General features: G+C 36.8%; 14 protein-coding genes. 10 read left to right on the top strand and 4 right to left on the bottom strand.

Annotation, left to right across the window (positions count from 1 at the left end):
* The 6 genes from ACPLVF_RS00370 to rho all read left to right on the top strand — a co-directional run bounded on the left by ACPLVF_RS00370 (nucleotide 1) and on the right by rho (nucleotide 8360).
* Nucleotides 1-1266, top strand: a complete 1266-nt coding sequence (locus tag ACPLVF_RS00370; protein ID WP_424905835.1) for an efflux RND transporter periplasmic adaptor subunit — start codon at nucleotides 1-3, stop codon at nucleotides 1264-1266.
* Complete coding sequence (locus tag ACPLVF_RS00365; protein WP_424905834.1) at nucleotides 1263-4352, top strand: efflux RND transporter permease subunit; 3090 nt, start codon at nucleotides 1263-1265, stop codon at nucleotides 4350-4352. The genes ACPLVF_RS00370 and ACPLVF_RS00365 overlap by 4 nt, the downstream gene beginning before the upstream one ends.
* A gap of 23 nt (nucleotides 4353-4375) precedes the next feature.
* Nucleotides 4376-5536, top strand: coding sequence for a TolC family protein (locus tag ACPLVF_RS00360; RefSeq protein WP_424905833.1), 1161 nt, complete (start codon nucleotides 4376-4378; stop codon nucleotides 5534-5536).
* 140 nt (nucleotides 5537-5676) lie between these two features.
* The gene (locus ACPLVF_RS00355) at nucleotides 5677-6060 is read left to right on the top strand and encodes a response regulator (RefSeq protein ID WP_424905832.1); all 384 of its coding nucleotides are present in this window, start codon (nucleotides 5677-5679) and stop codon (nucleotides 6058-6060) included.
* 24 nt (nucleotides 6061-6084) lie between these two features.
* Entirely contained in the window at nucleotides 6085-6888 is an 804-nt protein-coding gene (locus ACPLVF_RS00350) for a two-component system sensor histidine kinase NtrB (RefSeq protein ID WP_424905831.1), read from the top strand.
* Nucleotides 6889-7034: 146 nt separating this feature from the next.
* On the top strand, nucleotides 7035-8360 hold the full coding sequence (rho, locus tag ACPLVF_RS00345; RefSeq protein ID WP_424905830.1) for a transcription termination factor Rho: 1326 nt from the start codon (nucleotides 7035-7037) through the stop codon (nucleotides 8358-8360).
* A gap of 8 nt (nucleotides 8361-8368) precedes the next feature.
* Here rho and ACPLVF_RS00340 read toward each other — a convergent pair whose 3' ends face one another.
* Genes ACPLVF_RS00340 through ACPLVF_RS00330 form a run of 3 tightly spaced genes read right to left on the bottom strand, consistent with a single transcriptional unit; the run spans nucleotide 8369 to nucleotide 9643 of the window.
* A complete protein-coding gene (locus tag ACPLVF_RS00340) occupies nucleotides 8369-8695 on the bottom strand; it encodes a MazG-like family protein (RefSeq protein WP_424905829.1) in 327 nt (108 codons plus the stop codon).
* Nucleotides 8692-9159: a nucleoside recognition domain-containing protein gene (locus ACPLVF_RS00335; RefSeq protein ID WP_424905828.1), complete on the bottom strand. Its 468-nt coding sequence runs from the start codon at nucleotides 9157-9159 to the stop codon at nucleotides 8692-8694. The genes ACPLVF_RS00340 and ACPLVF_RS00335 overlap by 4 nt, the downstream gene beginning before the upstream one ends.
* Before the next feature lie 43 nt (nucleotides 9160-9202).
* The gene (locus tag ACPLVF_RS00330) at nucleotides 9203-9643 is read right to left on the bottom strand and encodes a nucleoside recognition domain-containing protein (RefSeq protein WP_424905827.1); all 441 of its coding nucleotides are present in this window, start codon (nucleotides 9641-9643) and stop codon (nucleotides 9203-9205) included.
* A gap of 162 nt (nucleotides 9644-9805) precedes the next feature.
* Here ACPLVF_RS00330 and ACPLVF_RS00325 point away from each other — a divergent pair, with 162 nt between their 5' ends.
* Nucleotides 9806-9994 (top strand): ferredoxin, encoded by a 189-nt coding sequence (locus ACPLVF_RS00325; protein WP_424905826.1) that lies wholly within the window; start codon nucleotides 9806-9808, stop codon nucleotides 9992-9994.
* 155 nt (nucleotides 9995-10149) lie between these two features.
* Here the strand turns inward: ACPLVF_RS00325 and ACPLVF_RS00320 are convergent, their stop codons facing one another.
* The gene (locus tag ACPLVF_RS00320) at nucleotides 10150-11241 is read right to left on the bottom strand and encodes a D-alanine--D-alanine ligase family protein (RefSeq protein ID WP_424905825.1); all 1092 of its coding nucleotides are present in this window, start codon (nucleotides 11239-11241) and stop codon (nucleotides 10150-10152) included.
* A 223-nt stretch (nucleotides 11242-11464) separates the two neighbouring features.
* On the opposite strand from ACPLVF_RS00320, the gene ACPLVF_RS00315 reads away from it, so the two are divergent.
* Genes ACPLVF_RS00315 through ACPLVF_RS00305 form a run of 3 tightly spaced genes read left to right on the top strand, consistent with a single transcriptional unit; the run spans nucleotide 11465 to nucleotide 13761 of the window.
* Nucleotides 11465-12331 carry an amino acid ABC transporter substrate-binding protein gene (locus ACPLVF_RS00315; protein ID WP_424905824.1) on the top strand — a complete coding sequence of 289 codons (867 nt, stop codon included), beginning with the start codon at nucleotides 11465-11467 and terminating at the stop codon, nucleotides 12329-12331.
* 49 nt (nucleotides 12332-12380) lie between these two features.
* Complete coding sequence (locus ACPLVF_RS00310; RefSeq protein ID WP_424905823.1) at nucleotides 12381-13031, top strand: amino acid ABC transporter permease; 651 nt, start codon at nucleotides 12381-12383, stop codon at nucleotides 13029-13031.
* Between the two features lie 4 nt (nucleotides 13032-13035).
* Complete coding sequence (locus ACPLVF_RS00305; RefSeq protein ID WP_424905894.1) at nucleotides 13036-13761, top strand: amino acid ABC transporter ATP-binding protein; 726 nt, start codon at nucleotides 13036-13038, stop codon at nucleotides 13759-13761.
* Nucleotides 13762-13823 lie beyond the last annotated feature (62 nt).

The raw sequence follows: 13823 nt of genomic DNA, 5'->3' as shown, positions 1-13823 counted from the left end.
ATGTATTATTCTTCAAAGTATTTAAAGGAGACTTTAGTAAAAATATCAGTCCTGTTTTTAGTTTCAACATTATTATTTACTGGTTGTTCTATCAATAAAAATCAGCCTAAAGCCCAAGAGGAAAAAGTGCCGGTAAGGGTTCTTACGCTAAAAAAAGATATTATATCTGAATATCAAGAATTTCCAGCCATTTTGGAAGCTGAAGGCCAGATAGTTTTAGTGTCGAAAATGTCGGGCAAAGTGGAAAAGGTGCTGGTAAAAGAAGGGGAAGAAGTTAAAAAAGGTGATGTATTAATTAAAATAGAGGATAAGGATGTGATAAATCAAGTAAATCAGGCAAAAGCAGCTTATGAACTTGCTTTATCAAATTATTCGCGAGTCAAAAATAGTCAATCGGTCCAGGAGGTAGAGAGATTACAATCTGCTGTCGACCAGGCCGAGTTAAATTATAATAATGCCCTCAGCAATTATGAAAAAATGAAAAACCTGTTTGAACAGGGGGCTATTTCAAAGCAGCAATTTGAGAATGTGGAATTGCAGTATAAGATTGCAAAGGAACAACTGGAATCTGCAAAAACTCAGTTAACCCTTACAAAAGAGAAAGCCATACCTGACATGATAGAAGGGGCGAAAGCCCAATTAAATCAGGCTAAAGCCGCTTTAGACACAGCTTTGAGTGCTTTGGAAAATACAAATATAACGGCACCCATTGATGGTACAGTAGGGTCAATAAATGTAAAAGAGGGACAGTTTATAAGTGCAGGTACAGTAGTCGCGGTAATGGGAAATTTAAAAGATTTGGAAATGAAAGTATTTTTGTCTGAGAATAGGATAAATGCAGTAAAAGTAGGGGATAAGGCCTTGATAAGAGTGGATTCGGTAGATTTCTCGGGTGAAGGTGAAGTTGTTGATGTGGGCATTTTTAAGGATTCAAAAACCCAAAGCTATCCTGTAAAGATTGCAATTAAAAATGAAAAAGGGCTTTTAAAGCCTGGAATGCTGGCAAAGGTAAAGGTTAAAGTGAAAGAAGTAAAAGCCCTTTTTGTACCCGAAAACGCAGTTTTAACCTTCGGCCAGGACAAGGCAGTTTTCGTAGTTTCAGAAAATACCGCTCATTTGAGGAAAATAAAGGTAGGAGAAGTCCTCTCCGGTAACGTAGTTATTTTGGATGGGCTTAAAGAAGGAGAGAACATTGTGGTAGAAGGTCAAGAATACCTTGAAGATAAAGATAAGGTAGAAATAATTAGCGGGAGTGAAAAACAATGAGCCTTGCTTCCTTTTCAATTAAACGCCCTGTTACCATGCTCATGATGATATTGGTAGTAATTGTATTGGGATTTGTATCCTTAACAAGACTCAGTATCGACCTTTTACCCAATTTCTCTTTCCCTATAGCTGTAGTTGTTACAGAGTATAAAGATGCTGGGCCCCAGGAAGTAGAAAATGTGGTGACAAAACCTTTAGAACAAATAATTGCAACAGTTAAAAATGTAAAAAGTATCAGTTCAATTTCTAATGAGGGGTATTCTACTATTATTGTAGAGTTTAACTGGGGCACAAATATGGATTTTGCTTCCCTTGACTTGCGAGAAAAAATAGATATGGTGAAGGCATACCTTCCAACAGAGGTAAAAAACCCGCAGATTTATAAATTTGACCCTTCAATGCTTCCTGTGATGGAAGTTGCAGTATATGGAATGGAGGATGTGTCACAGCTCAAAAAGTATGCAGAGGACGAAATAAAGCCAAAGCTACTTAGGGCAGAAGGGGTAGCTTCTGTTGACATTGTGGGAGGCACCGAAAGAGAAATACAAATAAAGGTTGACCCTCAAAAATTGGTTTTTTACGGTATAACTATGGATAATATCGCAAGGGCTTTACAACTTGAAAATCTAAATTTTTCTGGAGGCTCTATTGCTTACGGGCAGAAGGATTACCTCGTGAGGATTCTTGCCGAATTTAACAGCGTATCGGAGATAGAGAATTTACCCGTACAGCTGCCCTCGGGGATAACCATCCCTTTAAAAGATATTGCCAAGGTTGAAGATACCCATAAGGATATTACGACCATATCCAAATACAACGGCCAACCCAGCATTACACTTATAATACAAAAACAAAGCGATTACAACACCGTACGGGTGGCAGAAAGGGTTTTAAAAGAGCTTGAATTAATCAAAAGGGATGCAGGTAAAGATGTCCATTTTGTTCCTATTTTTGACCAATCTGAATTTATAAAAAAGTCCATTAACAGGGTGGTTGATAACGCAATTAGCGGTGCTCTGCTCGCAATATTGATTATTTACCTATTTTTAGGCAATTTACGTTCAACCTTGATAATTGGAATATCCATACCTATTTCTATTATTTCCACTTTCATCCTCGTTTATTTTAATCACCTAACATTAAATCTTATGTCCCTCGGAGGCCTTGCCTTAGGTGTAGGAATGCTCGTAGATAACTCTATAGTTGTTCTTGAAAATATATTCAGGCACAGGGAAGGAGGAGAAGATAGCATATCTTCAGCGATTTTTGGCACAAATGAGGTCACGAATGCTATTGTTGCTTCAACTTTGACCACAATCGCTGTGTTTTTGCCTATAGTTTTTATACAGGGTATAACTGCACAGCTTTTCAAAGAACTTGCACTTACTGTTACCTTTTCCCTCTTAGCCTCCTTGGTAGTAGCCATTACACTGGTTCCTCTTTTGTCTTCAAGGCTTATGGTAGCAGATAAGGGGAAAAAGCTTGGTATTATGGAAAAATTCTCCTCCTTTTATCAAAATATTGAAATAAGGTACAGGAATTTATTGGCCTGGGCTTTAAAAAATAGAAAAAAAGTTATTGCAACTGCTGTAATATTATTCATAATAAGCCTTCTATTTATTCCCTTTGTGGGGACTGAGTTTTTACCCCAATCGGATTCGGGGATGATAAATATTAATGTAGAAATGCCCTATGGTACAAGGCTTGAACGGGTTGAGGAAACTGTGAATTTGCTGGTTGGCAAAATAAAAAACATAAAGGAGATAGAAGGAATACTTACAAATGTTGGGATTTCTGGCAGCAGCTCTATGATGAGCATGAACAGTGCCAGTAAAAATGAGGCCACCATAAGTGTAAAACTGGTACCTTTATCGGAAAGAAAACGAAAGAGTGCGCAAATCGCCGATGAAATCCGAGGAATATGCAAGAATATTCCAGGTGCAAAAATAACGGTTAGGGCTGTCAGCACCTTTGACTTTTCTGGAGGAGGGCTTTTAAAGCCGGTTTCTATTGTAATCAAAGGTGATGACCTCAATAAGCTAAAAAATATTTCCGATCAGGTAGTTGCTGTGGTAAAATCGATTGAAGGCACTCGAGAAGTGGAAAGCAGCTTGGAGAAAGGCAGGCCCGAAATTCAAATAAAGGTCGATAAGGTGAAAGCGGCTTTTTACGGTGTAAGTTCGGCTCAAATAGCAAAGATGATAGAAAACAGCATTTCAGGTTTAACAGCAACGAAATACAGGCACGAAGGGGAAGAAATTAATGTTGTGGTAAAAGCGGAAGAAGACGCCGTTTCTAGCATAGATAAATTGAAAAACCTTATAATACCAACACCTACAGGCAGTTTTGTAACTTTATCCGAAATTGCCGAGATTAAAAAAGAAAATGGTCCTATTGCGATAAACAGGGAAGACCAGGTAAGGGCTGTTACTATATCCGGTACAATTTCTGGAAGGCCTGTTGGAGATGTAAACAAGGAGATAGAAGAAAAGCTTAAAAATATACCTTTACCTCAAGGTTATGAGATAAAAATGGGCGGCGAACAAGAACAGTTAATTGAAGCCTTCAAGGATCTTACCTTTGCCCTAATTTTGGCAATACTTCTTGTGTATATGGTAATGGCAGCACAATTTGAATCGCTATTTCAACCTTTTATAATTATGTTTTCTGTACCTTTGGCTGTAATAGGAGTTGTATTTTCTTTAGTTTTGACGGGAAGACATTTGAATGTGCCTGCATTTATTGGTGTCATTATGTTAGGAGGAATTGTGGTAAACAACGCAATTGTATTAATCGATTTTATAAATCAGTTGAGGATGAAAGGCTATACGAGGACGGAAGCTATATTAAAAGCAGGGCCTTTGAGATTACGGCCTATTTTGATGACTACTCTTACCACAATATTAGGATTGTTGCCTTTGGCACTGGGTTTAGGCGAATCGGGAGAACTCAGAGCTCCTATGGCAACGGTCGTAATAGGAGGGCTTACTGTATCAACCCTGCTCACCCTTGTGGTAATACCAGTTGTTTACACCGTATTTGAGGATCTCGGGCAGAGGATAAAATTTTTCAAAAAAGCTTCTTAATTTAAAAAAAGCGGGTGATAAGGATGAAAAAAAGCAAAATTAAGATAAGGCTTCTTGTAATGGCCTTTATGCTTTTAATCTCAGGCTTTGTATTATCTCCTTCAATAAAAAGTCAAGAGGAGGGGAAACCTTTAGAGCTGACGCTTAATGATGCCTTAAAGTTGGCCTTAAGTAATAGTCAGCAGTTACAGCTTGCACAAATTTCCATTGAAAAGGCTAAGCTATATAAAGATGTGATAGAATTTAACGACAAGGAGGCAAAGGAAAAGGAAAAAGCTGGCATGCTCACCCTTTCCACCTCTGATTTTGACTATAAGTACCAAACTGAATTGCAGAAAAAACAGGCGGAGTTCCAAGTAACAATGGCGGAACTTTCCCGTGAAGCTGCTGAAAAAATGGTAAGGTATAGTTGTATAGCTTTGTATTATAAGGCCCTGTTGGCTGATCAAAATTACGAAATTAAAAAGAGCAGCCTAAAAAGGGCGCAGGATATGTTAAAGATTGCACAAGAGAATTTCGAACAAGGTTTAATTGCTAAGAAAGATTTAATGGACGCGGACTTGAAGGTATCACAGGCTCAAACCGAACTAAAATCCGCAGAGGTAGAGAAAGAAAAGGCTTTTTTAGACCTTAAAAGGGTATTAAATATTCCTCCTGATATGAGTGTTGTATTAAAGGACAATTTAAACCTACCGACAAATGAAGAAATTGAAGGACTTCAGCAGTTGATTGAAAAAGCAATGGAAAATAGGATGGATGTTGTTCAAGCAAAAAAAGGTTTGGAGATTGCAGGTTACGATTTTGACATGATAAAGAAAGTATATCCGGAGAATACTTTTAAATACAAGGAGAAAGAATTAAGTCTTAAAGAAGCTCAAGTAAAATACGAAGATGCAAAAAACAAGGCGGAAAATGAGGTTCGAAAAGTCTATTTAGATTTTATTGCTACAAAAGACAATTTAGGTGTGTTTGATAAAATGGTAGAATTTGCAAAGGAAAGTTACAGGCTTTCTCTATTGAACTACAAAGAGGGAATAATAAGAAGCGTGGACCTTGCACAGGCAGAGGAGGCGTTAAAGCAGGCTGAACTTCAGAAGGCCTATGGAATTTTTCAGTATTATCTATCAAAACTAAATTTAGAGAATGTGGTTTATATACCTTTATCTACTTCAGTAAGTCAATAAATAAAAGAGAAATAACAAAAAGCGGGGCTTAAATCCCGCTTTTTTTAGTGAAAAAGAAGGAATTTTACAATGTTTGGAGAATAAATATAGCAGATAATAAATTAAAAAATTTTTTAATCTTTACAAGATGGGGGGGTATTATGAAAAAGGGGAATATTTTGGTAGTGGAAGACCAAAAGTATGTCAGGGCTCTTCTGGTGGACGCCTTGAGTTTTTTTGGCTATTCTCCTTTAGAAGCAAAAACCCCTTATGAAGCTCTTCAAATGCTTCGAAAAAATAGGGTGGATCTTTCAATTGTGGATTACTGCCTACCGGGGATGGATGGATTGGAATTAATTGAGGAGATAAGGAAGATAAATTCTAAGATTCCTATTTTTATTACTTCAGGTTTTTCTGACATTGTGAGTAAGAGGGTTGAGAAAAGTGCCAAGAGTTTAGGAGGCATTATTCATTTTTTAGAAAAACCTATCGACCTTGATAATTTAAAAAACTGTTTAGATAAAGTGATTAGTTATGCAGTTTAGACAAACTGAAAGGAAGAAGTTTTTATGAAACTGGACAAGCCCCATAGAATTATTATTAAGAATAAAATTAACGAAGTTGATTACGATATGCACATTTTTAACATCATTCCTTATTGTATTGAAACAAATAAAAACGATAGGAATTACCTGATTCATATAGAGGAAGATAACGAAATTTCAGAAAGCACCTTTTTTTCATCCCTCATGCATGAGGTAAAAAACCCAATAACTGCTGTAAAGGGTTATCTAAAATTATTAGAACTCAGTATGGATAAAACCGATGGCAGAAGGAAGTTTATTTACAATTCTATTCGGGAATTAGATAGAATTGAAAGCTTAGCAAAAGAAATAATTCTAATCTATAAATCTATAAATTGTAATATTCAAAAATTAGATCTAAAAAATGTTTTAGAGGAAGTGTTTGGTTTCTACGAAGCAGAGTTGAAAAAGAAGAAAATAGAATATACTCTGTGTTTAAACGATAATTTAAATATTATGGCGGATAGGAACCTTTTAAATGTACTTTTTGCTAATTTACTTTTAAACGCCATTGATGCTATAAAGGAAAAGGGAGTTATAATTGTAAGGTCTGGACTTTTAGAGGAAAGAGTATTAATAGAATTTGAGGATAACGGTGAAGGGATGGATGAGTTTACACAAAATCAGTTGTTTACACCTTTTTTTACTACAAAAGATAATGGGACGGGGTTGGGGCTTTATCTTTCAAAAAAAATAGTAGAAAACCATGGAGGTGCTATATACTTTAAATCTCAAAAAGGGAAAGGAACTGTATTTTATATAGAGTTTCCCTGGACGAATGACTTTTAAAAGGGAACAAAAATTAAAACCGCCGAAAATCCTTAATAAAAGAGGATAAGGGCGGTTTTTAAATTATAATTGAAGTATATTGATAAAAATCTTATACTATAAATATACAAAAAAGGGAAATCCTTTGCACGGTTGGAGGGATATTTTTGCAGGATGAAAAATTAGAAAACAAGAACTTAGCAGAATTACAAAATATAGCAAAAGAATTAAAAATTCCGGGATATTATAAATACAGGAAAATGGAATTGATTGAAAGAATTTACGAGGAAATTGAAAAGAGGGAACAGGTGAAAATACAGGAAAATGAAATGAACACAACAATTCTTCCAAAGGAAAAAGAAGAAGAAGATTATGGAGAAGGTGTGCTGGAAGTAATGCCCGACGGCTACGGTTTTTTAAGGGGTAAAAATTTATTGCCTTCTGAAGAGGATATTTATATATCTCCTTCCCAGATACGAAAGTTTCATCTAAAGACAGGGGATTTAGTGAGCGGTAAAGTCCGACTCCCAAAGGAAGGAGAAAAATACAGGGCTCTCCTTCAGGTCAGGGCCGTAAACGGTTTACCGCCTGAACACGCTGTAACACGAAAAGAATTTGACCTACTTACCCCTATTTTCCCCCAGCCGCGTTTTAAATTGGAATACGATCCAGCGGATATGTCGACAAGAATAATAGATATTATCGCACCTATCGGCAAGGGACAAAGGGCACTTATAGTTTCACCGCCTAAAGCAGGAAAAACTATGATGTTGAAAAAAATTGCAAACAGCTTAGCGATAAACCATCCTGAAGTAGAGCTTATAGTGCTTCTCATTGATGAACGGCCAGAAGAGGTTACTGATATGAAGCGCTCTGTAAAAGGAGAGGTTATAAGCTCTACCTTTGACGAACTGCCCGAAAATCACATCAGGGTAGCTGATATGGTGCTGGAAAGGGCTCAGAGGCTTGTGGAAAGCGGAAAAGATGTGGTAATCCTCCTTGACAGCATTACTCGGCTTGCAAGGGCAAACAACTTAGTGGTTCCACCTACAGGAAGGACCCTCTCGGGAGGGCTTGATACGGCGGCACTCCACAAGCCGAAAAGGTTCTTTGGAGCTGCGCGAAATATTGAGGAAGGTGGGAGCCTTACTATAATAGCCACAGCCCTTGTGGAAACGGGAAGCAGGATGGACGATGTTATTTATGAGGAATTCAAAGGGACTGGAAATATGGAAGTGCACCTTGACAGGAAACTTGCAGAAAGGAGGATATATCCTGCAATAGATATAAAAAAATCCGGCACACGCCGGGAAGAATTGCTGTTTTCAAAAAACGAGCTGGAAGCCATATGGGTGTTAAGAAAAGCCCTGGCAAATTACGACACCGTAGAAGCAACTTCGATTTTGATTAACCGCTTAAAAAGAACAAAAACAAATTTGGAATTTCTACAAAACATTGCCACTTTTGTTAATGAATTAAATTCGGAGAGATGAAAAAAGGGCTACACTATGTAACCCTTTGCCTTTAATTTTTCAATATGCTGTCTTATTTTTTCATTGGTGTCAATATTATAATTTTCTTCTAAAACAAACATCATGGAAACAGCAACCTGAGCTACATCAAGCAGTTCTCTTGCTATCTTGTCTAAAACCTCTTTTTCTCCCATTGTTACTTTTTCTCCGCTTTGTCCTCTGAATTTGCCTATAGCTTGAGCAAGTTCTCCTGCCTCTTCCATTAATTTTAAGGCCGTTGATTCTAAAGTAGGTTTTAAACCGTTTAGTTTTGGAAGGCTAATTACCTTGTATGAATTTTTCTCATTTCCATTCATAACTTCACCTCATTTTCAGCTTTTCTGTCGAGAAATTTTGATGCCGCATAGGTAAAAAGTGCAGCGACTAATAGCCTTACGGTTAATATCAAAATACCGTTTGCACCGATAGCAGCGATAATTGCGGTATCCTCAAAAATGGCATGAGCGCATATTAAAAAATAGGTTACAAGGTATAGGTCTTTTTTAGGCAAGGCAAACTCCTTAGAGGCTTTAAATATTACCCCAGCGCCGTATGAAATTCCTATAATTACTCCAATCACCAATGGAAATCCAGATTCTTTTTTCATCCCGTAAATTTTCATAATTGGTGAAAAAAGTTCTGCTATTTTATCTATTAAGCCTATGTCCTTTAATATTTCGAGAACCATCATTATAGGTATAACAATTACAGTAATCTGTTTTACTGATGAAAGGGAACCAAAAAAGGCTTCTTTTAGAATTTTTAATACAGTTTCAAACATATTATCACCTTACAATCTACTTATTAAAATTTATTGCCAAAGATTAATTTAAAACCAAATTAAATAATATTCCTGCTATGATAGAAAGGCTTGCTCTAACAAGGACGACATTTGCTGCTGAAAGCCCTATTTTTTTTGCAAGAGCGGTTTCCACAGGAAGGCTGTGGCAGAAGGAAAGCATAATGCCGAGGATGGTTATTTCCCTTGCGTTTAAGGAGAGAGACACCATTGCACCGATGGCAGCGTATAAATTGACGAGATTACCGAGGACAAGTGCTATTGCAGCCCTACCGGGAAGTCCAAAAATACCCATAACTGGTGAAAAAACCCGGGTAATAAAATTCATTAGCGGGGTATACTTTAAAAAAGTAACAATAAAATAAATTGGGACTACAATCTTGGCAAGCTGCCAAGTTACCTCTAACCCTGAAAGAAAACCCCTTTTGAAGGTATCTGAGTCAATTTTTCCTTTATATATTTGCACGATAAGTTCCTCCCATAAAAATATGGCTAAAAAATTATTAAAATCATTTAAATTATAACGTACACCAATTATTTTAAAAAGACTCAAATAAAAAAACCTTTGCATAAGGTAAGCCAGTTGTGGTAAAATATACGAGGAAAATTTTAGAAGGAGGTATTATCCTTGAAGGTATATGTTGATCAAGATTTATGTATAAGCTGTGGGCTTTGCATCGACACCTGCCCAGATGTATTCAGCTGGAATGATGATGGTAAAGCTCAGGCCATCGATACTGAAGTACCGGCGGATGCAGAAGATGAAGCAAGAGAAGCATTAGAAAATTGTCCATCAGAGGCTATAAAGGAAGAGTAACCTTAAAAGCAAAAAGTCAAGGTTAAAAGCCTTGGCTTTTTGCTTTTCATAATATAAAAGCTTTTGGAAGTGGTTAAAAGGTGTGCAGAAAGGATTTCAGAAAAGTTAGGTTTTATAAATAAAAAGCAGTAGCTTACAAGCTACTGCTTTTTTAATCAATAAAGCTTTAGAGCCTGTTTTTCGCGGTACTTTTCAAAGGCAAGTTCTATTAATTTTTCGATTAGGTCTTTATAGGAAAGTCCCGATGCTTCCCAGAGTTTGGGATACATGCTTATTTTGGTAAATCCGGGAATAGTGTTCAGTTCATTTATATAAAAGATTCCCGTAACCTTGCTTAATAGAAAGTCTACTCTTGCCATACCGGAACAATCCAAGGCTTTGAAGGCTTTTACGGCTAAATCCTTTACTTTTTCAGTTTCTTCCTTTGCTAAGGGAGCGGGAATTAGAAGCTTTGATTTTCCTCCATCAAAGTATTTTGCAGTATAGTCATAAAATTCATTGCTCGGTATAATCTCCCCCGGTAAAGAAGCAATGGGGTTTTCATTTCCAAGCACTGAAACCTCTATTTCTCGCGCAGGGATGAACTTTTCGACTATGATTTTCGTATCGTATTCGCTGGCTAAAAATAAGGCATCTTTTAATTCTTCTTTATTGTGGGCTTTGGTAATCCCTATACTGGAGCCCAAGTTGGCTGGTTTGACAAAGCAGGGGAAGCCTAAGGATTCCTCGATTTCCCTTACAATTGCATTAATTTCTAAAAGTAGGTCCTTTTTAAAATAAACCTTAAAATCAGCAACCGGCAGTCCTTCATTCTTTAATATTTTTTTTGTATAGACCTTATCCATACAAAGGGCCGACGAAGTTACTCCACAGCTGACATAAGGTATATTCATGAGTTCAAAAATGCCCTGCAATGTACCATCTTCCCCTCTCGGCCCATGGAGTACAGGGAAAAATACGTCTACAGGGTAACGGGTTTCAATGCCGTTTTGCAGGGTAATCATGTATTTACGGCTTGGGTCTGGGACGATAAAAGCAGGTACAGCTTGATTTATCCACTGGCCGTTTTCAATATTTTCTACATCACCAAAATAAAGGTGCCATCTTCCATCTTTTGTTATACCTATTTTTAAAACATCGAATTTAGACTTATCTATTATTTTAATAATAGAGCTTGCAGACATGAGAGAAACTTCATGTTCGGCCGACTGCCCGCCAAAAATTATTCCTATCCGGATCTTTTCCATTGCTTATCCGCCCTTTCATTAATACTTCATTAATATATAATATTCAATACTTTATGTCTAAATTATAATACTTTATAGTAATTTTTTAAGGGTATTTCATAAAAAATTAACGATTTCGTTATTTACTAATTTAATAAATTAAAGTATAATATACTTGTAAATTCAAAACATGTTTATTACAACTTTAATCTAAAAAATTATGAGGAAATAAGGAGGCAATAAAATGAAAGGAATTTTAAAAAGGTTTATATCTTTTTTATTGATTTTAGTTTTTATTGTAACCCTAAGCGCGTGTTCAAGCAAATCAGAAAAAGCTGCCAATCAGTCCAATGAAAACACAGCAGCAAATACATCTCAGCAAACGGATGATTCTTTGGAAAGGATTAAAAAGGCTGGGAAGATAACCATAGGCATTGATGATGCTTTTCCTCCCCTCGAATTTAGAGATGAACAGAATAACCTTGTAGGATACGACATTGATCTTGCAAGGGAAGCAGCCAAGAGGCTTGGTGTTCAAGTAGAATGGATCCCAACCGATTGGAACGGGGTAATCCTTGCTTTGAATTCGGGGAAATTTGATATAATCTGGTCTGGTATGAGCATGACAAAAGAAAGGGCACAGCAGGTAGATTTTAGCCCAGCATACTTGAATGAATCTCAGGTTATAGTCGTAAGAGGAGATGAAGAATCTATTAAAACAAAAGAAGATTTAAAGGGAAAAATTGTGGGCACTCAGCTAGGAAGCACCAGTGAAGAAGCTGCAAAGACCTTAGAAGGCATAAAAGAATTAAAAAAATATTCTAAGTTTACCGAGGCTTTTTTAGACCTTGCCAATAAAAGGTTAGATGCGATTGTAGTGGACGAATTGGTAGGAAGGTATTATATGTCAAAAAGGCCTGGACAATTTAAAGTATTATTTCCTCTGGTGAAGGAACCTGTGGGGATTGCTTTCAGAAAACAGGATAAAGCTTTGAGGGAAGCTCTAACAAAGGTGTTAAAAGAAATGAAAGATGATGGAACCATGGCAAGGATTTCTCAAAAATGGTTTGGAGAGGACATATCGGTATTTGAAGAGATAAAGTTTGAATAATGCCATATTTTGATAAAACACCTATAAAAAAGGAGCAATAGCAGGGAAAATGGATATAAAGTATATTGTTTCGCTTATTCCCATACTTTCGAAAGGCGCAGTAGTTACTATTGAACTTACGGTGATTTCCGTAGTTTTTGGGACAATTTTTGGTTTATTTTTATCCCTAATGAAAATATCAAATAGCTCGGTTTTAAAAAAGTTTTCCTCCTTTTACATTTATGTAATAAGAGGCACACCTCTTTTGCTGCAGCTTTTTGCAATTTACTACGGGCTGCCCTTTTTCGGCATTAACCTTTCGCCTTTTTTATCTGCAGTTTCGGGTATGAGCCTGAATTCTGCTGCTTATATAGCCGAAATAATTCGTGCAGGTATAGAATCCATTGACAAGGGGCAGATGGAGGCAGCTAAAGCCCTCGGGATGAGCTACTACCAGGCTATGAGAAGGATTATACTTCCTCAAGCTTTCAAAAGGATAATACCGCCTATGGGCAATGAATTTATCGCCCTGCTAAAAGATTCATCATTGGTTTCATCCATTGCCATGACCGATTTGATGAGGGCTGCACTCCAGATGTATTCTAATTCTTTTAGGCCAGTAGAGGTTTTTTTAACTGCTGGAATACTTTATCTTGTGCTGACGACGGTTTTCACCATGCTTTTCGGCAGGGTAGAGAGGAGAATGTCTATATATGAATAATGCAGTGTTGGAGGTAAAAGGCCTATATAAATCTTTCGGGAAGCTGAGGGTATTAAATGATGTAAATTTGAATGTAAATAAGGGTGAAGTAGTGGTAATAATTGGTCCCAGTGGTTCGGGGAAGAGCACACTTTTAAGGTGCATTAAAGGTCTTGAAAGGTACGAAAAAGGGGAGATATTTTTTAACGGCAATAAATTGGTCGAAAAGGATAGAAGTTTTAGAAAAATGCAACAGGATATAGGCTTGGTTTTTCAGCATTTTAATTTATTTCCCCACATGACGGCAATACAAAATGTTATGGAGGGTTTAGTAACGGTAAAAAAGATGGAAAGAAACAGGGCAGAAAAGATTGCATTGGAATTATTAAAAAAAGTCGGGCTTGAAGATAAAAGGGATGAATATCCTGCGAGGCTTTCAGGAGGGCAAAAACAAAGGGTCGCTATAGCAAGAGCGCTTGCGATGGAACCTAAGCTTATGCTTTTTGATGAACCCACTTCGGCGTTAGATCCGGAATTGGTAGGAGAAGTGCTTAATGTTATAAGGGACCTTGCAAAAGAAGGTATGACCATGATTGTGGTAACGCACGAAATGGGTTTTGCAAGGGAAATTGCTGACAATATTGTTTTTATGGATAAAGGTGTAATTTTGGAACAGGGCAAAGTAGAAGATGTTTTCAAAAACCCCCGCCACGAAAGGACTAAGGTATTTTTGGAAAAAATAATAGCGTAGAAAGAATCCCCAAAGAGGGATTCTTTTTTTTTTAAAAAGCAATTTTTTAAAAAATATGATTA

Origin of the sequence: Thermovenabulum sp. (assembly GCF_049701175.1) — a bacterium.
Classification (GTDB): domain Bacteria; phylum Bacillota; class Thermosediminibacteria; order Thermosediminibacterales; family Thermosediminibacteraceae; genus Thermovenabulum.
This window is presented reverse-complemented; position numbering and strand designations above follow the sequence as displayed.